Origin of the sequence: Actinoplanes lutulentus, assembly GCF_003259845.1 — a bacterium.
GTDB classification, from domain to species: Bacteria; Actinomycetota; Actinomycetes; order Mycobacteriales; family Micromonosporaceae; genus Actinoplanes; species Actinoplanes lutulentus.
In genome coordinates this window covers 243,514-267,336 of the sequence record NZ_QLMJ01000007.1, presented here as the reverse complement: position 1 = coordinate 267,336, position 23,823 = coordinate 243,514, and the positions used below count along the sequence as shown (strand labels likewise).

General features: G+C 69.4%; 20 protein-coding genes. 12 read left to right on the top strand and 8 right to left on the bottom strand.

From position 1 onward, the window contains the following. Positions 1-15 precede the first annotated feature (15 nt). From B0I29_RS18085 to B0I29_RS18065, 5 genes are all read left to right on the top strand, one after another. Complete coding sequence (locus B0I29_RS18085) at positions 16-1,620, top strand: ABC-F family ATP-binding cassette domain-containing protein (protein ID WP_111650154.1); 1,605 nt, start codon at positions 16-18, stop codon at positions 1,618-1,620. Positions 1,621-2,097: 477 nt separating this feature from the next. Beyond that, complete coding sequence (locus tag B0I29_RS18080; protein WP_014441759.1) at positions 2,098-2,325, top strand: helix-turn-helix domain-containing protein; 228 nt, start codon at positions 2,098-2,100, stop codon at positions 2,323-2,325. After that, positions 2,322-3,110 carry an enoyl-CoA hydratase/isomerase family protein gene (locus tag B0I29_RS18075; RefSeq protein WP_111650153.1) on the top strand — a complete coding sequence of 263 codons (789 nt, stop codon included), beginning with the start codon at positions 2,322-2,324 and terminating at the stop codon, positions 3,108-3,110. The genes B0I29_RS18080 and B0I29_RS18075 overlap by 4 nt, the downstream gene beginning before the upstream one ends. A gap of 88 nt (positions 3,111-3,198) precedes the next feature. Next, entirely contained in the window at positions 3,199-5,085 is a 1,887-nt protein-coding gene (locus tag B0I29_RS18070; RefSeq protein WP_111650152.1) for an ABC transporter ATP-binding protein, read from the top strand. Then, positions 5,082-5,315 (top strand): hypothetical protein, encoded by a 234-nt coding sequence (locus tag B0I29_RS18065; RefSeq protein ID WP_111650151.1) that lies wholly within the window; start codon positions 5,082-5,084, stop codon positions 5,313-5,315. The genes B0I29_RS18070 and B0I29_RS18065 overlap by 4 nt, the downstream gene beginning before the upstream one ends. A gap of 11 nt (positions 5,316-5,326) precedes the next feature. Here the strand turns inward: B0I29_RS18065 and mug are convergent, their stop codons facing one another. Genes mug through B0I29_RS18045 form a run of 4 tightly spaced genes read right to left on the bottom strand, consistent with a single transcriptional unit; the run spans position 5,327 to position 7,965 of the window. Then, positions 5,327-5,884, bottom strand: a complete 558-nt coding sequence (gene mug / locus B0I29_RS18060; protein ID WP_111650150.1) for a G/U mismatch-specific DNA glycosylase — start codon at positions 5,882-5,884, stop codon at positions 5,327-5,329. Next, positions 5,881-6,642, bottom strand: a complete 762-nt coding sequence (locus tag B0I29_RS18055) for an SDR family oxidoreductase (protein ID WP_111650149.1) — start codon at positions 6,640-6,642, stop codon at positions 5,881-5,883. The genes mug and B0I29_RS18055 overlap by 4 nt, the downstream gene beginning before the upstream one ends. Positions 6,643-6,666: 24 nt before the next feature. Next, complete coding sequence (locus tag B0I29_RS18050) at positions 6,667-7,380, bottom strand: prepilin peptidase (protein WP_111650148.1); 714 nt, start codon at positions 7,378-7,380, stop codon at positions 6,667-6,669. Positions 7,381-7,386: 6 nt separating this feature from the next. Then, positions 7,387-7,965 (bottom strand): TetR/AcrR family transcriptional regulator, encoded by a 579-nt coding sequence (locus tag B0I29_RS18045; RefSeq protein WP_111650147.1) that lies wholly within the window; start codon positions 7,963-7,965, stop codon positions 7,387-7,389. Between the two features lie 154 nt (positions 7,966-8,119). On the opposite strand from B0I29_RS18045, the gene B0I29_RS18040 reads away from it, so the two are divergent. Both B0I29_RS18040 and B0I29_RS18035 read left to right on the top strand, forming a co-directional pair. Beyond that, complete coding sequence (locus tag B0I29_RS18040; protein ID WP_111650146.1) at positions 8,120-8,767, top strand: HAD family hydrolase; 648 nt, start codon at positions 8,120-8,122, stop codon at positions 8,765-8,767. Positions 8,768-8,922: 155 nt separating this feature from the next. Beyond that, positions 8,923-9,822, top strand: coding sequence for a serine protein kinase RIO (locus B0I29_RS18035; protein ID WP_375790585.1), 900 nt, complete (start codon positions 8,923-8,925; stop codon positions 9,820-9,822). Positions 9,823-9,928: 106 nt separating this feature from the next. On the opposite strand, the gene B0I29_RS18030 is transcribed toward B0I29_RS18035, so the two are convergent. Further along, positions 9,929-10,174 (bottom strand): DUF2630 family protein, encoded by a 246-nt coding sequence (locus B0I29_RS18030; RefSeq protein ID WP_111650145.1) that lies wholly within the window; start codon positions 10,172-10,174, stop codon positions 9,929-9,931. Between the two features lie 1,322 nt (positions 10,175-11,496). Here B0I29_RS18030 and B0I29_RS18020 point away from each other — a divergent pair. Further along, positions 11,497-12,174: a tetratricopeptide repeat protein gene (locus B0I29_RS18020; RefSeq protein WP_220091338.1), complete on the top strand. Its 678-nt coding sequence runs from the start codon at positions 11,497-11,499 to the stop codon at positions 12,172-12,174. 27 nt (positions 12,175-12,201) lie between these two features. On the opposite strand, the gene acnA is transcribed toward B0I29_RS18020, so the two are convergent. Continuing rightward, complete coding sequence (gene acnA / locus B0I29_RS18015; RefSeq protein ID WP_181557853.1) at positions 12,202-14,988, bottom strand: aconitate hydratase AcnA; 2,787 nt, start codon at positions 14,986-14,988, stop codon at positions 12,202-12,204. 190 nt (positions 14,989-15,178) lie between these two features. Between acnA and B0I29_RS18010 the strand changes: the two genes are divergently transcribed. From B0I29_RS18010 to B0I29_RS17995, 4 genes are read left to right on the top strand one after another with little or no spacing between them, the layout of a single operon-like run. Continuing rightward, positions 15,179-15,568, top strand: a complete 390-nt coding sequence (locus B0I29_RS18010; RefSeq protein WP_111650142.1) for a hypothetical protein — start codon at positions 15,179-15,181, stop codon at positions 15,566-15,568. A gap of 24 nt (positions 15,569-15,592) precedes the next feature. Further along, a complete protein-coding gene (pulA, locus tag B0I29_RS18005) occupies positions 15,593-18,802 on the top strand; it encodes a pullulanase-type alpha-1,6-glucosidase (protein WP_111650141.1) in 3,210 nt (1,069 codons plus the stop codon). Positions 18,803-18,807: 5 nt separating this feature from the next. Beyond that, entirely contained in the window at positions 18,808-19,716 is a 909-nt protein-coding gene (locus tag B0I29_RS18000; protein ID WP_111650140.1) for a DUF6891 domain-containing protein, read from the top strand. 22 nt (positions 19,717-19,738) lie between these two features. Then, the gene (locus B0I29_RS17995; protein ID WP_245972597.1) at positions 19,739-20,287 is read left to right on the top strand and encodes a hypothetical protein; all 549 of its coding nucleotides are present in this window, start codon (positions 19,739-19,741) and stop codon (positions 20,285-20,287) included. Here B0I29_RS17995 and B0I29_RS17990 read toward each other — a convergent pair whose 3' ends face one another. Together B0I29_RS17990 and B0I29_RS17985 are read right to left on the bottom strand one after the other, a co-directional pair. Continuing rightward, positions 20,288-21,037: an alpha/beta hydrolase gene (locus B0I29_RS17990; protein ID WP_111650139.1), complete on the bottom strand. Its 750-nt coding sequence runs from the start codon at positions 21,035-21,037 to the stop codon at positions 20,288-20,290. Between the two features lie 62 nt (positions 21,038-21,099). Further along, positions 21,100-23,781, bottom strand: a complete 2,682-nt coding sequence (locus B0I29_RS17985) for an AfsR/SARP family transcriptional regulator (RefSeq protein ID WP_111650138.1) — start codon at positions 23,779-23,781, stop codon at positions 21,100-21,102. Between the last annotated feature and the right edge of the window lie 42 nt (positions 23,782-23,823).

Genomic DNA, 23,823 nt, shown 5'->3' with positions numbered 1-23,823 from the left:
AGAGCGAGAAGCATAATGATCACCGCCACCGGACTGGAACTTCGTGCCGGCGCCCGGATTCTGATCTCCCCGACGACCCTGCGTGTGCAGCCCGGCGACCGGATCGGCCTGGTCGGCCGCAACGGCGCCGGCAAGACCACCACGCTGAAGGTGCTGGCCGGCGAGGGCACTCCGTACGCGGGCACCGTCGAGACGACCAGTGAGATCGGTTACCTGCCGCAGGACCCGCGGACCGGCGATCTGAACGTGACCGGCCGCGACCGTGTCCTCTCCGCCCGTGGCCTGGACACCATCCTCGCCGAGATGCAGAAACTCGAGATCGAGCTCGAGGAAAGCGCCGACGACAAGCTGGTCCGGCGGTACGGCAACCTGGAGGACCGGTTCTCCGCCCTGGGCGGGTACGGCGCCGAGGCCGAAGCCGCTCGCATCTGCGCGAACCTTGGCCTGCCCGACCGCGCCCTGGCGCAGACCATCGGCACCCTCTCCGGCGGTCAGCGCCGCCGGATCGAGCTGGCCCGGATCCTGTTCGCCAACTCCGGGCAGAACGGCAAGGGCATCCTGCTGCTCGACGAACCGACGAACCACCTCGACCATGACTCGATCGCCTGGCTGCGCGGTTACATGGCGCAGCACAAGGGCGGCCTCATCGTGATCAGCCACGACGTCGAGCTGCTCGACGCCGCGGTCAACAAGGTCTGGTACCTGGACGCGAACCGCTCGGTCGTCGACATGTACAACATGGGCTGGAAGACGTACCTGGAAGCCCGCGAGACCGACGAGCGCCGCCGCCGCCGCGAGCGCGCCAACGCGGAGAAGAAAGCCGGCGCCCTGATGGCGCAGGCCGACAAGATGCGGGCGAAAGCCACGAAGACCGTCGCCGCACAGAACATGGCGAAGCGTGCCGAGAAGCTGCTCGGTGGCCTGGAGGAGACGCGTACCTCGGACAAGGTGGCGAAGGTCCGGTTCCCGAACCCGGCACCCTGTGGCAAGACTCCGCTGACCGCGGCCGGCCTGTCGAAGTCGTACGGATCGCTGGAGATCTTCACGGACGTCGACGTCGCAGTGGACCGTGGCTCGCGGGTCGCCATCCTCGGGCTCAACGGCGCCGGCAAGACCACCCTGCTGCGGATGCTCGGCGGCCTGCTGGCGCCGGACACCGGCGAGGTGCGCCCGGGCCACGGCCTGCGGCTGGGCTATTACGCCCAGGAGCACGAGACGCTCGACGTGGACCGCACCATCCTCGAGCACATGCGCAGCGCCGCCTCCGAGCAGACCGACACCGAGCTGCGGAAGATCCTGGGTGCCTTCCTCTTCTCCGGTGACGACGTCGACAAGCCGGCCGGTGTGCTCTCCGGTGGTGAGAAGACCCGTCTGGCCCTGGCCACGCTGGTCTGCTCCGGCGCCAACGTGCTGCTGCTCGACGAGCCGACGAACAACCTCGACCCGGTGAGCCGCGAGCAGGTCCTCGACGCGATCGCCAATTACCCGGGTGCGATCGTCCTGGTCAGCCACGACGCCGGTTGTGTGCAGGCGCTCAAGCCGGACCGCGCGATCCTGCTGCCGGACGGCGACGAGGACTCGTGGAGCGACGACATGCTGGAGCTCGTCGAACTCGCGTGAGACCTACCCGGGCGCCTCGGCGCCCGGGTAAACGTTCTCTTGCAGCGAAATCCGGGGATCAACCGCATCGTCAGTTGTCAACTGGTGCCCACACAGACAGTGCGATGTTCGGGCGTTTGTGAACAGGTCGGGCGCGTCCGATGTCGTGTCGAACCCGTTCGATCGTCACCCCTCGGAGCGATCACACCACTCTCCGGAGCGGTCAAGGCTCCCACCTGCGGGTCGTCTCGATCGAGTGTTTTTGCAGGTGATCGATGGTCTTGACGAGAGTGCTCGACGATCGCACGCGGACCTGAATTGCCTCGCGAGATGCTGCCGGCAAACTGTCTGACATTGATGCCCGTGGTAACCGTCAAGTTCCTGACAGTAACAAATGGGCACGTTCGCGAGCGCTAGATACCTGGCGCATGATCGTTGGAGACGGTGTAATAGGTGAGACCGTATCTGACCGCACTGTCTGCGACGTGAGGATTCAAGATGGCAGCCACTGGCACAGCTACCAGTACTGAGAAGGGTCGTCGAATCGTCGGTAGCGAGCGGCAGTCGCTCGCCAAAGACCTGGTGAAGCGATACACCTCGGGTGAGAGCATCCGAGCGCTGGCCGCTTCCACCGGTAGGTCCTACGGATTCGTGCACCGCGTGCTCACCGAATCAGGAGTTCAGTTGCGCCAGCGTGGCGGCGCCCGCCGCCGTAAGAAGGCGTGACGACTGGCAACGCCGCGCCGGCGACCGACGAGGTAGGCGTTCGTTACGAACAGGACGGGCCGGTTGCGACGGTGACGTTGTGCCGGCCCGACGTTCTCAATGCCCAGACTCCGTCCATGTGGACGGAGCTCGGCAACATTTCGAGGAAATTACCGGGCGACGTACGCGTCGTCATTGTGCAAGCCGAAGGGCGCGCTTTTTCGGCGGGCCTGGATCTGTCGGTGGCACGCGGTGACGGACATTCTTCACTGGCCACGCTGGCACAGTTGTCCGCCACCGAGTGTGCCGATCGGATTGCCGGCTTCCAGACCGCGTTCACGTGGTTGCGCAACCCGTCCATTGTGACTATCGCAGCCGTACAAGGACACGCGATCGGCGCCGGCTTCCAGTTGGCACTGAACTGCGACATGCGTGTTCTCGCCGACGACGCGAAGTTCTCGATGGCCGAGGTGACTCTCGGCCTGGTGCCCGATCTGGGCGGAACCAAACGGCTCACCGAGCTGGTCGGTCCGTCCCGGGCGCTGGAGATCTGCGTCACCGGCCGCCGGATCTCGGCGGACGAGGCGGACCGGATCGGCCTGGCCACCGCGGTGGTGCCCAGGGCCGAGCTGGACGGCGCGGTGTCCGACCTCGCCGCAGCGGTGCTCGCTGCCGACACCGGCGCGGTCACCGAGATCAAAGCCCTGCTCGCGGGTGCACCCCAGAGGTCGTACGCGGAGCAGGACCGAGCGGAGCGCGAGGCCCAGACGCGGCGCCTCAGCGACCTTCTCGGGTCTGGGGAGTAACGCGGAATAGCGTCCTTACCTCCCGGGTTGTCGTACCCACGTGGCAGGCTCCTGCTGTCTCGTCGAGCGACGCCCCGGGAGGTGACGCATGTCCATGCCCAGTTGGACCGTGCTGCGCTCGATCCAGAACTCCGACCAGGTGAACCGTCACCAGGTCACACCCGGCACCGCGCGCCGGATCCTGACATTCGCCCAGCCCTATCGGCGCGACATCACGATCTTCCTGGTGACCGTCGTGATCGCGGCCGGCATCGGCGTCGCCACGCCGCTGCTCGCCGGCCACGTCATCAACGCGATCACCGGCGGCGGGTCCGAGGCGGGCGGCACTGTGGTGCGGCTCGCGTTGCTCATCGCGGGGCTCGCGGTCGCCGACGCGCTGCTGTCGCTGGCGCAGAGGTGGTACTCGTCGCGCATCGGCGAGGGGATCATCCTCACCCTGCGGACCCGGGTCTTCGACCATGTGCAGCGGATGCCGTTGCAGTTCTTCACGCGTACGCAGACCGGCGCCCTGGTGAGCCGGCTCAACAACGACGTGGTGGGCGCGCAGCGGGCGTTCACGTCGACCCTGTCCGGGGTGCTGAGCAACGTCATCCAGCTGGTGCTGACGGCGGCCGTGATGTTCACCCTGTCCTGGCAGATCACCGTGTTGTCGCTGGTGCTGCTGCCGGTCTTCATCATCCCGGCGCGGCGGGTCGGCAAACGGCTCGCCGAGATCACCCGCGAGTCGTACAACCTCGACGCCAAGATGAACGCGACGATGACCGAGCGCTTCAACGTCTCCGGCGCGCTGCTCGTCAAGCTCTTCGGTCGCCCCGACGCGGAGGCCGCGCGGTTCGGTGACCGCGCCGAGAGGGTACGAGACATCGGCATCCAGCAGGCGATGTACGGCCGGACCTTCTTCGTGGCGATGCTGCTGGTCGCGTCGCTCGCCCAGGCCCTGACATATGGGCTGGGCGGCTGGCTCGCCGTGCGGGGGCAGGTCTCGGCCGGCACCGTCGTCACCCTGGCGCTGCTGCTCACCCGGCTCTACGGCCCGCTCACCGCCCTCAGCAACGTCCGGGTCGACGTGATGAGCGCGCTCGTCTCGTTCGACAGGGTCTTCGAGGTGCTCGACCTCGATCCCGGCATCACCGAGAAACCGGATGCCGCACCGATCCCGGCCGGTGCCGGGCGCATCGAGTTCCGCGGCGTCCAGTTCCGATATCCGAGCGCCGACCAGGTCTCCCTCGCCACCCTGGAGGACGTCGCCAGCCTCGACCAGCGGGAAAACGAACTGGTCCTCGACGGCGTCGACTTCACCGTCGAGCCGGGCCGGATGGTCGCCCTGGTCGGCCCGTCGGGCGCCGGCAAATCCACCACGTCGATGCTGCTCTCCCGGGTCTACGACGTCAGCGGCGGCGCGGTCCTGATCGGCGGCGTCGACGTGCGCGACACCACCCTCGCGTCGCTACGCGACACGATCGGGGTGGTCACCCAGGACTCGCACCTCTTCCACGAGACGATCGCCGAAAACCTTCGGTACGCGTCACCCGAGTCCACTGACGAGCAGATGTGGGCCGCCCTCGACGGCGCCCAGGTCGGTGACCTGGTCCGCGCCCTGCCCGACGGGCTGGACACGGTCGTCGGCGAGCGTGGCTACCGGTTCTCCGGCGGCGAGAAACAGCGCATCGCCATCGCCCGTATCCTGCTGAAACAGCCGTCGATCGTGGTGCTCGACGAGGCCACCGCGCACCTCGACAGCGAGTCGGAGGCCGCCGTGCAGCGAGCACTCGCCGAGGCGCTGCGGGGGCGGACCGCGGTGGTCATCGCCCACCGGCTGTCGACGATCCGGGACGCTGACGAGATCCTGGTCCTCGACCACGGCCGCATCGTGGAGCGCGGCCGGCACACCGAGCTGATGTCGGCGGGCGGGCTCTACGCCGACCTCTACCGAACCCAGTTCACCACGGACTCACCGATCCGGGTCGGCCCATGACCGGTCTGCTGATCACCCTCGTGGTCGTCGCGGTGCTGCTCTACGGCTTCTGGCGGTTCGCCGGCTGGGCCCGCGGCAAGGGCATCGGCGGCGGCGTGATGGGCCCGATCGACGAGATGTGGCACCCGTCGGCCGACCGGTTCCGCCGCGAGACCGCGGTCCACGAGCAGCGGGTCCTGCCACCCCGTCCCGGCGACGACCTCACCGAGCCCCCGCACGAAACCGGCTGAATCGCCCGGCCTCAGTTCGTCGCTTCGCGCAGGCGGTGGAACTCGTCGATCAGGGCCGGGAGTTGGAAATGGGCGTTGAGGCCACTCGGGTTGGGGAGCACCCAGACCGGGGTCCCGCCGATCGTGTCGGACTGGGGGCCCAGCCGGGCCTTCGGTTTGCCGAACGCGGTGCGGTACGCGGTCACGCCCAGGATTGCCACGTGGGCCGGTTCGGTTACGCGTACCAAATGGGTCAGGAGCTGGCCGCCCGCGATCAGCTCGACCGGCGAGAGTTCGTCGGCGCGGGCCGTGGCCCGCGCGACGACGTTGGTGATCCCGAGGCCCAGCGATGGCAGCAGGTGCTGTTCGGAGGGGTGCAGGAGCCGGTCGGTGAAGCCGGCGCCGTGCAGGGCGGGCCAGAAACGGTTGCCGGGGCGGGCGAAATGGTGGCCGGTCGCCGCCGAGTACAGGCTCGGGTTGATCCCGGAGAAGAGCACGCGCAGGTGCGGCCCGACGAGATCGGGAATGGTCCGCCCGGCTGCGGCGGCAACCTCTGAGGCGGACGGCTTGGCAAAACCGGACGGCGTCACAGGGTGCGCATGGAGCCGCCGTCGACGGTGACCGCCGTTCCGGTCACGTAGCTCGCGGCGGGGGAGAGCAGGAACGCGGCGACGCGGCCGTATTCCGGCGGCTCGCCGATGCGGCGCAGCGGGATCGCGCCGGCCACCGTTGCCGTCGCGGTCGCCGGGTCGTCGGAGGCCTCGAACAGCTCGCGGCTGCGGTCGGTCATGAAGCGGCCCGGCAGAATGCTGAGCACCCGGACGCCGCGCGGGCCGAACTCGTCGGCCATGTCCTTCGCGACCATGGCGAGGCCCGGCCGCAGCCCGTTGGAGAGCCCGAGCCCGGCGAGCGGCGTCTTCACCGAGGTGGAGAGCACCAGACCGACCGCACCGCCCTCGGGCAGCGACGACGCGAACGTCCGGGCCGCCCGGACCGAACCCAGGAAGACCGTGTCGAACGCTTGCCGCCACTGATCGTCGGTCATGCTCGCGGCCGTGCCCGGCGCCGGCCCGCCGACCGAGACGAGGGCGCCGTCGAGCCGCCCGAACTTTTCGAGGGCGGTGTCGACGAGCTCGCGGGGCGTACCCGGGTCGCTGAGGTCGGCGGCCACCCCGGCGGCGTGCTGCGGCCCGCCGAGATCGGCCACCGCGCCGGCGACCTGCTCCGCCGAGCGCGACGAGATCACCACCCGGGCGCCGTCGTCGACGAGCGCCTGCGCGGTGGCGAAGCCGAGACCGCGCGAGGCGCCGGTGAGGATAAAGACGCGATCAGCCAACCCGAGATCCATGCCCTGGATCCTGCCACTCCCGGGTCAGGCGAGCAGGGCCAGCATCGTGAAGGCCGCGCCTACCAGGTACGGGCCCATCGCGATGTGCGTGCCTCGCCGCGCCCGGCGGGTGACCAGCAGTCCGGCCGCCACGACGCCGCTGGCGAGGAAGGCCAGGAACAGCACCGTGAACACGGTGCTCCAGCCCCACCAGCCGAAAAGCGCGGCAATCGACACGAACAGCTTCACATCGCCGAGGCCGAGACCACGCGGACCCAGGATCAGGGCCGGTACGAGCAGCAACGCGCCGTACGCCAGAGCGCACAGCAACGCCCGGCCCAGCGCGGCCGGCGGTCCGGTGGTCACCGCGGCGACCGCCTCCATCAGCAGCACGCCGGCCAGAGCGGCGCCGGTGAGTGGGTCGGGCAGCCGGTGGACCCGCAGGTCGATGAAGAGCAGCGGCACGGCGCAGGCCACCCACCAGAGTGCGGCGAGGGCGATCGGAACCGACGGCGCGGCGAGGACCGCCAGCACGGCGCCGGTCACGGTGACGAGCTCCAGAAGGTACGGCGGAGCGCCGATCATGACACCGCAGTCACCGCATCGGCCGCTCGGCGAAAACAAGCGTCCGGCCAGTGGTGTGCCGCAGCCGCCGCAGCGGGTGCGAACCGGGGCGCCGGGTTCGACGGCGAAGCGTGCCGTCAGCCACCGCAGCCCGGGTGTGACGGCCAGCAACATCGCGTTCTGCACCCGGTCCATAGTGCCTCAGTGGCGGCGGACGGCCTCTTCGACAACGTCCAGGACGCGGGCCAGCTCGCCCGGTGGGCGGCCGGTCGCCAGGTGCAGGACCAGTCCGTCGTACGCCAGCTCCAGGAACTGGGTGAGCACCTCGACCGGCACGTCCTGGCGCAGCACGCCGGCGTCACGCTGGCGCTCCAGGCGCTCCCGGGTGGCGTCGGCGATCGCGGCCGAGCGCTCCGCCCAGCGTTTCGCGAACGCGGGATCGGTGCGCAGCCGGTGTGCCACCTCCAGCTGGGTGCCGAGCCAGCCGGCCGTGTCGCCCTCGCTGCCGCCGGCCCGTGCCAGCAGGTCACGCATCACCTGGACGAGACCGTTGCGGGTGACCGTCTCCACCATCGTGGCCGCGTCGTCCTCGGCGACCGCGAGGAACAGCGACTCCTTGTCACGAAAATGGTGGAAAATCGCACCACGGGACATGCCCGTGGCCTCCTCGAGGCGGCGGACCGTGGCGCCCTCATAGCCGAACCTCGCGAAACACGCGCGAGCCGCCGTGAGGATCTCGTGGCGGCGCGCGTCTAGCTGGTCCTGACTAACCCGGGGCACGCGCTGATCGTGTCACGGGGCGGTCAGGTCTTGCAATCCGTACGTACGGCTTTTTAAACGGGGCGCCATCGCTCGATCGGATGATGCGAATTCCGGGCTTTTGTTAACACTCCTGGACTGTCAGGTTTGGCGACGCCTCACGTAAGGTGCCCGGGTGCCTCTAGTCTTCCTCGCTCTGGACGACACCCTGCTTGATCGCGGCGGTGCCTTCCGTCTGTGGGCTAAAGGCTTCATCGACGAGATAGCCGCGCCGCAGGAAGATCTGGACTGGCTGGTCTCCGTGGACGCCGACGGATTGACCTCCCGGTGGGACCTGGCCGACCTGATCCGGGACCGCTACCAGCTACGAATCCCGTCCATCGATCTCGTGGACGAGCTCAACGTGGGCCCGCAGGCGTTCGAGCGTCTCGATCCGATGGTGGGCTGTGCACTCGAGATCGCCGGTGATGCGGGACTGATCCCCGTCGTGGTCACGAACGGTCCTGCTGAGCAGCAGGAGGCGCGCATTCGGCGTACCGGTCTGGACCGCTATGTCGCCGACTGGGTGATTTCGGAGCAGTGCGGGGTCAGCAAGCCGAACCCGAGAATCTTCGCGCTGGCCGCCCAGCGGGTCCGGATGCGCCTCGCTGGAGCGTGGGTGGTCGGCGACAGCCCGGAAGCGGATATCGGTGGCGCGGCCGCGATGGGGCTGCCGAGCGTGTGGCTGCACCGCGGTCGTGAGTGGGTGGACAGCAGGTTCGCCCCGACGAAGGTGGTCGGCAACGTGATCCAGGGGATCTCGGCGATCATGGCGACCCGCTGAATTAAATAGGTTGCGCGGGTTTTCCGGGTTTGGTTTTCTGACACCGGTCCTGCGAGAGGTCCGACGAGAGAGAAGGGGGTGGACTCCATGGCTGTCTTTGTGATGCCTGCCGTCCAGATTTCCCTGTTTACTTCTTTCTCCGAGGAGACCCTCCAGTGCGCGAGCACTCGATGCGGCGTGGACGCCGCAAGTTCGACGACGACGAACCAGACTTTCTGAAGCGCGGCCGGCTCGAGCCGGCCCTCAAAGAAGACCCCGACCTCCCGCCGACCGGCGATCGCTGGTCGACCTGGGACGGCGCTTTACATGGTCCAATTCCCAGACCCGATTGGGTACGCACGGAGCACGGCGCTGTCGACACCGAGCTCGGCATCCTGAAAACCGGCAAGGAAGCCGACGTTTTCCTGGTCCGCCGGGCAGTACCTGATTCCGGCCAGGTGTCGCTGCTGGCCGCGAAGCGTTATCGCGACGGCGAGCACCGGCTGTTCCACCGCGACGCCGGATACCTGGAAGGCCGCCGCGTGCGGCGCTCCCGGGAGATGCGCGCCATGACCAACCGCACGGCGTTCGGCAAGGAGATGATCGCCGGGCAGTGGGCAGCTGCCGAGTTCGACGCGCTCGGCCGGCTGTGGCAGATCGGCCAGGAGAGCGGCCTGGTCTGCGTGCCGTACCCGGTCCAGCTCATCGGCACCGAAGTGATGCTGGAGTTCATCGGCGACTGGGAGACCGGCGAAGCCGCACCCCGGCTCGCCCAGGTGCGGGCAAACCCGGATGAACTGGCCGACCTTTGGCGCCAGATGACCGACGCGCTGTCGGTTCTGGCCCGCGCCCAGGTCGCCCATGGCGACCTGTCGCCCTACAACACTCTGGTACGCGACGGACGCCTCGTTCTCATCGACCTGCCCCAGATCGTCGATGTGATCGCCAACCCGCGCGGCGCCGAGTTCATCGCCCGCGACGTCAACAACGTCGCGGCCTGGTTCCGCTCCCGGGGCCTGCCGGTGGACCCGGAAGCCCTGATCGAACGCCTCCACTACGAGGCAGGCCTCCGCTGACCCCGCCGGAGTCGGGCAGGCGCAGGCCGGCCAGGTCCGGGTTGGGCAGACGTCCGGTTCCCGGCCCGCGGCCGCCGCGTCCACGGCGGCCGCGACCGGGGCCGCGTCACTGGAGGTAGTTCTCGACCTCACTGACGGAGTGCGCCTGCTCGGTGTCGGGGTCGTTCCCGGCCGTGCGGGCCGCACGCCGGCGACGCAGCAGGTCCCAGCACTGGTCCAGCGATTCCTCGAGATCCTTCAGCCGGGCGTGCTCCTCATCGGAGGAGATCGCGCCCTGGCTCAGCTGCTGGCGGAGCTCGTGCTCCTCATCGACCAAACCGTGAATCCGGCTCAGCACCGTCTTGTCATCCATTCCCGAAGCCTATTCACCCCAGCCCACCCGAGACCCACCCACCCGACGTGTTCCCCGCCATGCCCCACCCGCCCGCAACCCCAAAGCCCACTCCAGCCCCGCTACCCAGCCGCACGCCGTGGTCACTCAGCTGAACGTCGCGGTGACCCTGACGTGCAGCTGGCGGCCGTGGTGTACAGCCGAGCCGCCTCGCTGTTGCCCGGCTGTACGCCGTGGTCACTCAGCTGAACGTCGCGGTGACCCTGACGTGCAGCCGGCAGCCGTGGCGTACAGCCGAGCCGCCTCGCTGTTGCCCGGCTGTACGCCGTGGTCACTTAGCTGAACGTCGCGGTGACCCTGACGTGCAGCCGGCAGCCGTGGCGTACAGCCGAGGCACTCCGCCGTCACCCAGCTGAACGTTACGGTCGCCCTGGTGTGCAGCTGGCAGCCCTGAGCGCCAGCCGGTTTCGGCCGGCTTGCGCTTGCGGTCGTGATGCAACGTTTCAGGGCAGCCCTGAGCGCCAGCCGGTTTCGAGCGGCTCGCGCTTACGGTCGCGCTGCAACGTTTCAAGGCAACCGTGAGCGCCAGCCGGCCTGCGCCAGCCGGCCAGTGCCAGCCGGCCTGCGCCAGCCGGCCAGTGCCAGCCGGCCTGCGCCAGCCGGCCAGTGCCAGCCGGCCTGCGCCAGCCGGCCAGTGCCAGCCGGCCAGTGCCAGCCGGCCAGTGCCAGCCGGCCAGTGCCAGCCGGCCAGTGCCAGCCGGCCAGTGCCAGCCGGCCAGTGCCAGCCGGCCTGCGCCAGCCGGCCAGTGCCAGCCGGCCAGTGCCAGCCGGCCAGTGCCAGCCGGCCAGTGCCAGCCGGCCAGTGCCAGCCGGCCAGTGCCAGCCGGCCTGCGCCAGCCGGCCTGCGCCCGCGGCCTGCGGCACGCGCTGCCCGGACTGTCCGCGTGCTGGGTCGCCCGTGGGACGGGCTGGGTGTGTGCTGGGCTGGGCAGTGGGGGTGGGCCTGCCTTTTTTGGGGGCGGGGGTGATAGGAGGGGGAGCGGGAGTGATTGCTCAGGTCGCCTGGGGCGGGGAGCGTTTTGGACGCGTAGCGGCCAGCGAACCGGGCCGGGCCCTCGGCGGGAGCAGCGGTCTGGGCCACTGACTGGATGCGACATGGATTTGACGGTGTTGATCGGTGTTTTTAGATTTCTGGCGTGGGCTGGATTCAGAGGCTGCGGCAGGCGGCCGGTGACGGGGGCGTGAGTACGCGCCGAGCGGTGGAAGCGGTGGACGCGGCCGCGCGTGCTTTTCGGGTGGGTGACGCAGCGCGGGCGGCTGAGCGTGGGGGTGAGGCCGTCCGGATGTTGCGGGAGCTCGTGGATGAAGGGGTTCGGGCGGCGGAGCCGGTGCTGGTGCGGGCGCTGGACAACCAGTCGGGTTATGTCGCCGTGCTCGCTCGGGAGGATGAGGCACTCGCGCTCGCGGCTGAGGCTGCCGGGCTGGCGAGAGCGGATCCCGCGTGGGGGCAGTTGCTGGCTACCGCGCTGGTGACGCTTGCCAATCGGTTGGTCAAGGCCGGTCGGCTGGCGGAGGCGCTGGATGCCGAGCGGGAGGCTACCGGGATCGTCGAGGCCTGTCCGGAGCCGGTGCTGGCACGGGGGATGTCGGCTCTCGCGGCCGGGCTCGCCGAGGCCGGGGAGCATGCCGAGGCCGTGGTGATCAGTGAGCGGGCGCTGGCGATGTGGCGGACTCTGGCCGGGCGGGATCCCGGTGCGGACGAGCGGCTCGGGCAGTCGTTGAGTGAGCATGCCGATCGGCTCTATGAGCTGGGGCGCTGGGCCGACGCGGTCGAGTTGAGCACGGAGTGTGTGGCGCATCATCGGCGTAGCGCTGAGCAGCAGCTGGCCGCTGACCTGCGGCGACATGCGGTGTTCCTGGAGCAGGTCGGTCGTGATCATGAAGCCCAAGCGGCGGCGGAGGAGGCGGATCGGCGCGACGACAGCAAATCCGAGAAAAGCGGAAACCCCGCCTCGAAGTGAGACGGGGTTTCCGAAGAAGCAAAAACCTCAGCTGCGGAGCATCTTGCGCAGGACGTACTGCAGGATGCCGCCGTTGCGGTAGTAGTCCGCCTCGCCGGGGGTGTCGATCCGGACGACGGCGTCGAATTCGAGGCCGGTGTCCGTGGTGACCTTCACGGTGCGCGGGGTGGTGCCGTTGTTGAGCTCGGTGACACCGGTGAACTCGAAGGTCTCGGTGCCGGTGAGGCCCAGCGACTCGGCGGTCTGACCCGCCGGGAACTGCAGCGGGAGCACGCCCATGCCGATCAGGTTCGAGCGGTGGATGCGCTCGTAGCTCTCGGCGATGACGGCGCGGACGCCGAGGAGCATGGTGCCCTTGGCCGCCCAGTCACGCGACGAGCCGGAGCCGTACTCCTTGCCGGCCAGGATGACCAGCGGGATGCCGGCTTCCTGGTACGCCACCGACGCGTCGAAGATCGTGGTCTGCTCGCCGGTCAGGTGGTTGAGCGTGAAGCCACCCTCGACATCGTTCAGCAGCTGGTTGCGCAGCCGGATGTTGGCGAACGTGCCACGGATCATGACCTCGTGGTTGCCGCGGCGCGAGCCGTAGCTGTTGAACTCGGCGCGCGGGACGCCGTGCTCGGCGAGGTACTTACCGGCCGGGGAGTCCGGCTTGATCGAGCTGGCCGGCGAGATGTGGTCGGTGGTGACCGAGTCGCCGAGCTTCGCCAGCACGCGAGCGCCGGCGATGTCGTTGACCGGCGACGGGTCGGCCGACATGCCCTCGAAGTACGGGGGCTTCCGCACGTAGGTGGAGTCACTGGCCCACGCGAAGGTGTTGCCGGTCGGGGTCGGCAGCGACTGCCACTGCTCGTCGCCGGCGAAGACGTTCTGGTACGCCGTGCTGAAGCCCTCGGCACCGATCGCCTGCGCGATGGTGTCGTCGATCTCCTTGGCGGACGGCCAGATCTCGTTGAGGTACACCGGCTTGCCGTCCGAGCCCGTGCCGAGCGGCTCGGTGGTGATGTCGATGTCCATCGAGCCCGCCAGGGCGTACGCGACGACGAGCGGCGGGGACGCCAGGTAGTTCATCTTGACGTCCGGGTTGATCCGGCCCTCGAAGTTCCGGTTGCCGGAGAGGACGGACACCGCGGTCAGGTCGGCCTCGTTGATCGCCGCCGAGACCTCCTCGGGCAGCGGGCCCGAGTTGCCGATGCAGGTCGTGCAGCCGTAACCGACCAGGTTGAAACCGATCTTGTCCAGGTACGGCGTGAGGCCGGACCGGTCGTAGTAGTCGGAGACGACCTTGGAACCGGGCGCGAGGGTGGTCTTGACCCACGGCTTGCGGGTCAGGCCACGCTCGACGGCCTTCTTCGCGAGCAGCGCCGCGCCGATCATGACCTGCGGGTTCGAGGTGTTCGTGCAGGACGTGATGGCGGCGATGACGACCGCGCCGTGGTCGAGTTCGTACTCCTGGCCGTCCTCGCCCTTGACGAGGGTCGGCTTGGAGACCCGGCCACCGCCGGTCTTGGCAGCGCTGAAGATGTGCGGCTTGTCCGCGTCATCGGACACGCCGTTGGCGGGCGCGTCGGAAGCCGGGAACGACTCCTCGCTGGCCTCATCGGCGTGGCCGTGCGGCGTCACGTAGTTGCCGAGCGCCTCACGGAACGCCGGCTTCGCGTTGCTGAGCAGCACCCGGTCCTGCGGACGCTTCGGGCCGGCCAGCGACGGAACGATCGTCGACAGGTCCAGTTCGAGCTTCTCCGAGTAGTCCGGCTCCGCGTTCGGGTCGAGCCAGAGGCCCTGCCGCTTCGCGTACGCCTCGACGAGGGCGATCTCCTCCGCGGACCGGCCGGTCAGCTTGAGGTAGTCGATCGTCTGCTCGTCGATCGGGAAGATCGCCACGGTCGAGCCGTACTCCGGCGACATGTTGCCGATCGTGGCCCGGTTCGCCAGCGGCACGACGCTCACGCCGGGGCCGTAGAACTCGACGAACTTGCTGACCACACCGTGCTTGCGCAGCATCTCGGTGATGGTCAGGACCAGGTCGGTGGCGGTGGTGCCGGCCGGCGCCTCGCCGAACAGCTTGAAGCCGACGACCCGCGGGATCAGCATGCTGACCGGCTGGCCGAGCATCGCGGCCTCGGCCTCGATGCCGCCGACGCCCCAGCCCAGCACACCCAGGCCGTTGACCATCGTGGTGTGCGAGTCGGTGCCGACCACGGTGTCCGGGTACGCCTGCCCGTTGCGCTCCATGATCGTGCGAGCCAGGAACTCGATGTTGACCTGGTGCACGATGCCGGTGCCCGGCGGGACGACCTTGAACTCGTTGAACGCGGTCTGTCCCCAGCGCAGGAACTGGTAGCGCTCGCGGTTGCGCTGGTACTCCAGCTCCACGTTGCGCTGGAACGCGTCCTCGCGTCCGAACAGGTCGGCGATGACCGAGTGGTCGATGACCAGCTCGGCCGGCGCGAGCGGGTTGACCTTGGTGGGGTCGCCACCGAGGTCCTTTACCGCTTCACGCATGGTGGCCAGGTCGACCACGCAGGGAACGCCGGTGAAGTCCTGCATCAGCACCCGTGCCGGGGTGAACTGAATTTCGACACTCGGGTCGGCGTTCTGGTCCCAGCTGCCGAGCGCGTTGATGTGGTCGGCGGTGATGTTCGCGCCGTCCTCAGTGCGCAGCAGGTTCTCCAGGAGGATCTTCAAGGAGTAGGGCAGACGATCGTGCCCCTTCACCTTGTCGATCGTGAAAATCTCGTAGCTCGCGTCTCCGACGCGCAGCTCGCTCTTCGCACCAAAGGTGTCGAGGCTGGCCACCGTCTTCTCCTTCACACCCAGCGACTGGAAGTCAAGTCTTTCGCACCGAAAGGGCGACCTGCGGGTTAGGTAGGCCTAACTCTCGGTTCACGTCTTCTGTAAACCGTACGTCCGTCTTGCTAACTCTCGCAAGGCGGGGTCCACCTGCCGATCCTCTCAGTCCCAGCGGCGTTTGGGATTTTTGATAGATGGGCATACGCGCCGCATGACGGCATCGGTCGACACCGACGAGCTCACCGACTTCTTCGGGCGTTACGGCGCGGCACTCACCACCGGCGATGTCGCGGCCATCGCGAACTGCCACGCACTACCCGGGCTCGTGGTCTCCGACACGTACAGCTTCACGTTCAGTTCGCCGGCCGCGGTGGCGCTGTCGTTTCTCGGGGCCGCGCCCGCGTACCGCGAGCATCGGATCGTCGCGGCGCACGCGCAGCTGCTCGCCGTGCAGCAACTCTCCAAGGCTCTCACGCTGGTGTCGGTCGAGTGGGAGTACCTCGACAACGAGGGTGGTGCGGTGCCCGGCGAGCGGTATCGGTACCTGATCCGCACCGGCACGGACGGTCCGCTGATCACCACGGTCATAGCCACACGTTGAGCCCTGCTCTGCGACCATGGTCCGGTGACGACGATCGAGATCACTGCGACCGCGATTGACCCGCCGCAGAGCCGGACCCGCCCGAAATGGCTCATCGTGCACTATCACCGGCCAGATGGTGATTACTCCGACTGGTCGCTGCACGCCTGGGGCGACGTGGCCGACGAGATGATCTATCCGGGTGGCGCCCCTTTCGACGGCGAAGACGAAAACGGGCGTTTTGCCTGGGTGCGGCTGGCGGAGAACGCCCGCGAAGTCGGGTTCCTGGTCGTCCATCGTTATGGCGCCAAAGACGTAGACGTCGACCGCTGGGTTGATATTGCGGAAAAGTCGGAAATCTGGATCACGGCCAACGACCGGCGTCTCCAGGATCCGCCGCCTGCTCCGCAGCAGCCTGAGAAGATCGTCATTCACTACCGCCGGCCGGACGGCGACTACACCGGCTGGGGCCTGCACTGCTGGGAGGGCGTCCCGGTCAAGGAGAAAACCCGCTGGGGTACGCCCACAGCACCGGCCCGCTTCGATGCCTTCGGCGCGGTTTTCGAGATCACGGTCCGCCCCGACGCCGCCGGCCTGCGTTTCGTCGTGCACCGCGGCGACGTCAAGGACCTGCCCGACGACCAGCGCCTGGACCTGACGATCGCCCGCGAGCTGTGGATGGTCGCCGGTGTCGCGGCCCCGGTCCGGCCCGATCTCGGCACCCTCGGCCCGGAGCTGGACCCGGCCCGCGCGTACGGCGTGTTCGTGGACCGCGGAACGATCGCGCTGCCGGACTGGTTCGCGGCGCGGGCGGTGTCGTTCACGCTGACCAGTAACGGTCAGGAGCTCGCGCTGGTGCCCCGGCCCGGCGGGCTCTTCCAGGCGCAGAGCCGCCGTTTCCCGCATCTGCGCGCGTACCGTGCCTTCGCCATCCGGGAGATGGGCGACGCCGCCCTCGGCGACCTGCTCCGCGGCCAGCTCGTGATCACCGGCACCGACGAGAACGGCGAGGTCACCGCGCTCACCTCGGTGCAGCTGGCCGGCGTCCTCGACGACCTGTACGCGGATGCCGCCGACGCCGAGCTGGGCCTGACGTTCGGCGACGAGGACCGCCCGCAGCTGTCGGTCTGGGCGCCGACCGCCATCTCGGTGAAGCTGGAGCTGTTCCGGGAACCCGGTGCCGAGCCCCGGGTCCTGCCGATGGACCGCGACCAGGTCACCGGCATCTGGTCGATCGCGGCGAAGCGCAAGTGGCTGGGCCGGTACTACCGATACCAGGTGGAGATCTGGCACCCGGCGGCCCAGCGGATCGTCACGACCAGCGTGACCGACCCGTACTCGGTGTCGCTCGCCGCCGACTCCACGCACAGCCAGCTCGTTGATCTCGCCGATCCGGCGCTGAAGCCGCCCGGCTGGGACCGGCTGGAGAAGCCGGCGGCCGTGGCACCGGCCCGGATGCAGATCGGCGAGGTCTCGGTCCGCGACTTCTCCATCTTCGACGCCTCGGTTCCGGTTGCCGAACGGGGAACCTTCGCGGCGTTCGCCCGGGACTCCTCGGACGGGATGCGGCACCTGCGGTCGCTCGCCGGCGCCGGGCTCACCCACCTGCACCTGCTGCCGATCAACGATTTCGCCACCGTCCCGGACCGGCGCGCCGACCAGAAGGTTCCGGCCTGCGACCTGGCGTCGTTCCCGCCGGACTCGCCGGAGCAGCAGCAGGCCATCGCCGCGATCGCCGACGAGGACGGCTACAACTGGGGTTACGACCCGTGGCACTGGACCACGCCGGAGGGCAGTTACACCACCGACCCGTCCGGTGAGCGGCGGATCCTGGAGCTGCGCTCGGCGGTGGCCGCGCTCAACACGGCCGGGCTGCGCGTGGTCCTCGACGTCGTCTACAACCACACGATGGGCGACGGCCTCGACCGGTTCAGCGTCCTGGACCGGCTGGTGCCCGGTTACTACCACCGGCTGCTCGCCGACGGCAGCACCGCCGAGTCCACCTGCTGCCCGAACACCGCGACCGAGCACATGATGATGAGCAAGCTGGTCATCGAATCGCTGGTGACCTGGGCGGTTCACTACAAGATCGACGGTTTCCGGTTCGACCTGATGGGCCACCATCCGCGTGCCAACATCCTGGAGGCGCGGATAGCTCTGGACCGGCTCGGCGAGCACGGCCGGGAGATCTGTCTCTACGGCGAGGGGTGGAACTTCGGCGAGGTCGCGTACGACGCGCGGTTCGCCCAGGCCACCCAGGTCAACATGGCCGGCACCGGGATCGGGACGTTCAACGACCGGCTCCGGGACGCGATCCGCGGCGGCGGCTCGTCCGGCGACCCCGGTGTGCGGGGTTTCGCGAGCGGCCTCGGATCGGGCACGCCGCTCTGGCTGCACGACCAGATCAAAGTCGGACTCTCGGGCGCCCTGGCGACCTATCGCTTCACGACGCACACGGGAGTCGAGCTCAGCGGCGCGCAGATCGATTACCACGGCTCACCCAGCGGTTACGCCCACGATCCGGGCGAGGCGATCAACTACGTCGACGCCCACGACAACGAGATTCTGTACGACGCGATGGCCTTCAAGCTCCCGGCCGGCATGGCCCCGCTGGACCGGGCCAGGATGCAGGTGCTCGCCCTGTCGCTGGTGGTGCTGAGCCAGGGCGCCGGATTCGTGGCCCTCGGCAGTGACCGTCTGCGGTCGAAGTCGCTGGACCGCAACTCGTTCAACTCGGGTGACTGGTTCAACCAGATCCGCTGGGACCCGGCGCTCGGCAACGGTTTCGGGGTGGGCTTGCCGCCGTACTCCGACAACAGCGACGCGTGGTCGTTCGCGCGCCCGCTGCTGTCCTCGCCGGAGCTGATCCCGCCGCCCGATGTGATCGAGCTGGCCGCCGAGCGTTACCGGGAGCTGCTGCGCATCCGCCGCTCGTCGCCGGTCTTCGGGCTGCCGACGGCCGACGAGGTGCAGCGCCGGCTCACGTTCCCGCTGAGCGGCTCGGCCGAGACGCCCGGCGTGATCGTGATGTCCCTCGACGCCACCGGCCTGGACTCGCCGTGGGCGACGATCGTTGTCGTCTTCAACGGCACCGAGGACGCCGCCGAGCAGCGGGTGCCGGATCTGCCCGTTCTGCGGCTGCATCCCGAGCTGGCCGAGTCGGCGGACCCGGTCCTGCGTACGGCAACAGCGGCCGCCGATCTGCTGACCGTCCCACCCCGTTCCGTGGCGGTCTTCGTCAGTGACGCATCCTGATCGGCATGTCATCGGAGGAAACCGCCGACGAATTTCTTCGTGTCGCCGTGGCCAGGGGCTGCTACGACTACGACACGCTCGTCGGCGACTGCGTCGACCACCTGGCCGGCGAGGGCGACCCTGAGACGATCCGGGCGCAGGCGGCCCGGCTCGCCGGGGTGCATCTCGCCGCGCACCGGGAGACACAGACGGCGTGGCCGGCGCGGACCGACAGCGACCGGCTGACCGACGCGTTCCGGGCTCTCGACCTGGCCGGGATCGTCGCGCGGGAGGACTTCGCCTGCTGCCAGAACTGCGGGGTTGCCGAGATCGGGGGAGAGGGCGCCGGCCGCGGCTACGCCTTCTACCACCAGCAGGACGCCGAGAACGCTGTCGACTCGGGTGACCTGCGGATCGCGTTCGGGCTGTTCGGCGCCCCGCCGACCGCGGAGATCGGCGCCGAGGTGGCGGCCGCGCTGCGGGCCGAGGGGCTGGACGTCTACTGGAACGGCTCGCCCAACGAGCGGGTCGGGATAAGACTGCGCTGGTCGCGGCGAAGGCACGGGCGGATGGCCGGGTACCCCGGTCACCCCGAACCCGACGGGCCGCCCTCGCTTGACGTCTCCTACGAGAGCCTGCCGAACGGAACGCAGCAGGACCCCATCGGGATGACTCTGCCGGAGACGCTGGACGTGCTGCGGCGCTTGCCCACGCGTACCGAATCATGGCTTTCCGCAGTGGGCCGCTCGGGCGGCATCGTGCAGATGCGCTGGGAGAACGGCCGCCTCTGGCTGGAGACCCCGGACACCGAGGCGCAGGCATCGATCGGCAGGCACGCGAGCCTCGCCGAGGCCGAGCAGATGCTCACGGTGCTGTCCACCGAGGATCGGGTGGCGATCCGGGACCTGCCGGGCGTGATCACCGAGCCGTGGTGAGGATGAGCTAGATTGCGGCGCGGTGGTCCTGCCGGCAGTCGGTGTGGCCCGCGAATCGGAGGTCCTGGTGCGGCTCGAGCGTGCCCTGTGCGCGTTGGTCCTGGTAGCTCTCGTCGGCGGTTGCACGTCCGAGGAGAAGAAGCCGGAGTTCACTGATCCCGGGCAGTCCGCGTCAGCGGCGCCCGCTGGAGAGGCTCCGGCATGGACCGAACCTGGCTCCTACACCTACAAGCTGATCCGTGGCTGTGACGCGAACGCGCCTCTCGGCACCTATCAGGCCACGGTGACCGGCGGTGTCGTGTCGGCGGCCGAGCGGGTGGACGCTCCGGTGGCGTCGCCGTCGCCCTCGGCCGAGGTGGATCTCGGCCCGGTGACCGGCGAGGAGGGCGAGGAGATCGAGGTGCCGACCCTCGCCGAGCTGGTCGAGATGGCGCAGACCGCGAGTGAGGACGGCGCCGAGGTGGCGACCGAGTTCTCTCGTGAAGATGGCCATCCGACAAAGGTGACAATCAATGTGACAGACACCGCTGCCGGTGCCGAGTGCTGGATTGTCTCCGATTACAAGAGCTGACTACAAGGTCTGAAGTTCGGGGCTCAGGGCGGCGCGGAGGAACTCGCCGGCCTGAGCCGTCGCCGCGGTCACCGCGTTCGTGGCACGCAGCGCGAAGTCGTGAATGATCCCCTGGTAACGGACCGCCGTCACCGGCACGCCGGTGGACCGCAGCGTGGCCGCGTACGCCTCACCCTCGGCCCGCAGCACGTCCGCCTCCGGAACGATGACCAGCGCCGGCGGCAGCCCGCTCAGCACGCCGGCACCGGCCCGCGCCGGTTCGTCCCGGGGCGCGTCGACTCGCAGCCAGTGGCTGTGCTGTGAGTCGGTGTCGAACGACGCGTCGGTGACCGGGTAGTACAGCAGCTGGGCCTGGATCTCCGGCCCGCCGCGCTGCTTCGCCAGCACGGACAGCGCCGCCGTCATGTTGCCGCCGACCGAGTCACCGGCGACCGCGATCCGGGTGGCGTCCAGGTCGTGCAGGAAGCCGTGCACGACGATCCAGTCCAGCGCGGCGTAGACCTGTTCGAGCGCGATCGGGTACCGCACGCCGGGGGAGTGGTCGTACTCGACGAGGACGATCGCGGCGCCGGACTGTGCGGTCAGGTCCTGGACGAGCCCGTCCTGCACCGCGGAGTCGCCGAAGACCCAGCCCGCGCCGTGCGTGTAGAGCACCACCGGCAGCGGGCCGGTCGCACCGGCGGGCCGGTAGATCCGGATCCGGACCTCACCGGTCGGTCCGCCCATGAAACGCAGCCCCTGGTAGCTCATCGTGGTTCTCCTCGTCCTCGGACAGCGGGTCGAGGATGAGAAAACTCTGAGTCAGTGCAAATTCAGTGCATCGATGATGCACAAGCATCCACCCGGGAGATCACCGCGTCGACCTCGTCGTCGCCCCAGACCACCCGGTAGATGTGCGAGTGCTGGGCAGCGGCCTGCCGGAACGTGGACACGACGGCGGACGCCCGGGCGGTGTCACCGAGGGCGAGCGTGGCCTCGGCGAGGATCGCGCTGGCCTGGAACGGCGTGAAGACCTCGGCCGGCGGGGTGAGGTCGAGGGCCGTCGAGGCGTACCGGACGGCAGCTGAGTGATCGGCGAGGGCGAGTTTGATCTCGGCGAGTTTCACGGCGGTCTGCGCCGACATGTCCAGGACGTCGGCCTGGACGGCGAGCTCGTGGGCCTCCAGCGCGGCATCGGCGGCGCTGGCGAGGTCACCCTGGTCACGCAGTTCGGAGCCGAGCGCGGCGAGGGCGAAGACCAGCACGCTCGGCTCGCCGCAGAGCTCGGCCGTGTCGACCGCCCGTTTCGCGTACATCAGGCGTTCCGAGGGCTCGGCCGTGGTCGACCAGGCCATGTTGCGCCACACCATCGCCTGCCCGGCCAGGTCGTCGATGCTTTCGTAGAGTTCCAGCGCCCGTTCCAGCCGGGACCGGAACTGATTCGGGTCGGTCGAGTGCAGCCCGATCGAGCTCTCCCGCAGCATCCCGGCTTCCAGGACCGGTTCGCCGAGCGACTGCGCTGCTTTCAGCGCGCGCTCGGACTGCTCGGCCGAGTCGGCCGGCGGCTCCACCACGGCACCCCGGGCGGCTCGCAGGTCGAGCACCATCTCGATGGCCTCGCGATGCCAGCGGCGGAGCAGCGCCAGGTCGATGACGGCGCGCAGGGTGAGCTTCTCCCGCAGGTACCACTCCAGGGCCGCGGCGAAGTCGGCCGGCCGCTCGATCGTCATCCCGGCCGACGGCGGCCCGAGGTAGGTGACCTGCGGCCGCCCGAACATCAGGTACGAGTGCCGGATGCTCCGCACATAGTGCTCGACCAGGCGTTTCTCCGCGTCGAGCCGCTCGCCGGAGCTCTCCAGCAGCTCGTCGGCGTACGCGTGCAGCAGGTCGTGCATCGTGTACCGGCGCCCGTCCGCCTCGGTCAGCATGTTTGCCGCGCTCAACTCGGCGAGCAGCGACCGTGCTTTCGGGCCGGCCCCGGCGATGCTTGCCGCCGCCGCGATCGAGATCTCCGGCCCGGGGTGCACGGCGAGCAGCCGGAACAGCCGGGCGGCAGCCGGGCTGAGCGCCTCGTAGGACCAGGAGAACGCGGATCGCACGTCGTCCCCGGACTCGCCCGTGGAGAGGGCGTCCAGTTCTAGCTCTTCGACGAACTCACTGAGCCGCATGTCCGGGCGTACCGAAGCATGGGCCGCCGCGATCGCGAGCGCGAGCGGAAGTCCCGCGCAGAATCGCACGAGGTCCTGGCTCGCCGCCGGCTCGGCGGCGAGCCGGGCCGAGCCGACCCGCTTGGCCAGCAGTTCGCTCGCGGCCGCGTCACCGAGCCGGTTCACGTGCACGGGCCGCGCGCCTTCCCGGGCGACCAGGCCGGTCAGCCGGTTGCGGCTGGTCACGACGACGAGACAGCCCGGTACGCCGGGCAGCAGCGGCCGGACCTGCTCGGAGTCGCGGGCGTTGTCCAGCAGCACGATCATCTTGCGGTCGGCGAGGGCGGACCGGAACCGGGCGGCCCGCGCGTCGAGGCCGGTGCCACCGAGCGAGGCCAGCGAGACACCGACCGATTCGAGCAGGGTGTTGAGCGCGTCGACCGGGTCGACGAGGCGGCCGCTCGGGTCGAAGCCGCGCAGGTTGAGATAGAGCTGGCCGTCCGGGAAGCGCGGGGCGAGCCGGTGCGCCCAGTCCACGGCGACGGCCGTCTTGCCGACGCCACCCATGCCGCTGAGAATGACGATCGCGGCGTTGTTGGCCTGGGCGTCGAGGGCCGACGTGAGGTCATGGCGGGGCACGAACCCGGCGACCCGGCGGGGAAGCTGAACAGGGCGGTGTGCGGCCGGCTGCTCGTCCTCCAGCGCCAGCAGGTGAGCCGCGCGGAGTTCGGCGCCCGGATCGGTGCCCAGTTCGTCGGCGAGCCGGTGCCGCACCTCGTCGAAGAGCACCAGGGCCTCGGCACGGCGCCCGGAGAGCACCAGCAGCCGGATCAGCCGGGCCTGCAGCGGCTCGTGCAGCGGCGCGGACGCCGCGATCCGCTGGACGCCGCTCAGCGCGCTGGGCTGGTCGGCGGCGTCCACCGCGATCTGGATGCGCTCCTGGGCGATCGTCACGAACAGCGGGTGCTCCAGCACCTCCGGGTCGAGCCCGGCGAAGGCCGGTTCCTGCACGGCGTCCAGCGACGGCGTCGCGGCCAGGTCGGTATCGAGAGCGTCCGCGACCAGCCGATATCCCTCACCGGCCGGATGCACCCATCGGCCCGTCGCCCGGCTGGGCAGATCGGGCTCGAACAGGCGGCGTACCTGCCCGACCAGCCGGTGCAGCTGGTTGACAGCGCTCTGTGACGGCTCGGCGCCCCAGATCAGCTCGACCAGCTCGGTGATGCCGACGACCCCACCGCGTGCGGCGAGCAGCGCGGCGAGCAGAACCCGCTGCCGGGGCGGTCCGATATCGACCTCGACGCCGTCACGCCACATGCGGAGCCCGCCGTAGGCGCGAAGCCTTACGGCGGGCTCGGACGTGGTCATGCCACCACTCTGCCCAGCGCGAGCGCGGAGCAACACGTCACA

Coding starts and splice junctions, on each gene's coding strand:
- B0I29_RS18030 (WP_111650145.1), bottom strand. CDS start 10,174: ATGGATGACAAGACGGTGCTGAGCCGGATTCACGGTTTGGTCGATGAG.
- B0I29_RS18010 (WP_111650142.1), top strand. CDS start 15,179: ATGACGGCATCGGTCGACACCGACGAGCTCACCGACTTCTTCGGGCGT.
- B0I29_RS18080 (WP_014441759.1), top strand. CDS start 2,098: ATGGCAGCCACTGGCACAGCTACCAGTACTGAGAAGGGTCGTCGAATC.
- B0I29_RS18050 (WP_111650148.1), bottom strand. CDS start 7,380: ATGGACCGGGTGCAGAACGCGATGTTGCTGGCCGTCACACCCGGGCTG.
- B0I29_RS18020 (WP_220091338.1), top strand. CDS start 11,497: ATGTTGCGGGAGCTCGTGGATGAAGGGGTTCGGGCGGCGGAGCCGGTG.
- B0I29_RS18055 (WP_111650149.1), bottom strand. CDS start 6,642: ATGGATCTCGGGTTGGCTGATCGCGTCTTTATCCTCACCGGCGCCTCG.
- B0I29_RS17990 (WP_111650139.1), bottom strand. CDS start 21,037: ATGAGCTACCAGGGGCTGCGTTTCATGGGCGGACCGACCGGTGAGGTC.
- B0I29_RS18000 (WP_111650140.1), top strand. CDS start 18,808: ATGTCATCGGAGGAAACCGCCGACGAATTTCTTCGTGTCGCCGTGGCC.
- B0I29_RS17985 (WP_111650138.1), bottom strand. CDS start 23,781: ATGACCACGTCCGAGCCCGCCGTAAGGCTTCGCGCCTACGGCGGGCTC.
- B0I29_RS18065 (WP_111650151.1), top strand. CDS start 5,082: ATGACCGGTCTGCTGATCACCCTCGTGGTCGTCGCGGTGCTGCTCTAC.
- B0I29_RS18085 (WP_111650154.1), top strand. CDS start 16: ATGATCACCGCCACCGGACTGGAACTTCGTGCCGGCGCCCGGATTCTG.
- B0I29_RS18070 (WP_111650152.1), top strand. CDS start 3,199: ATGTCCATGCCCAGTTGGACCGTGCTGCGCTCGATCCAGAACTCCGAC.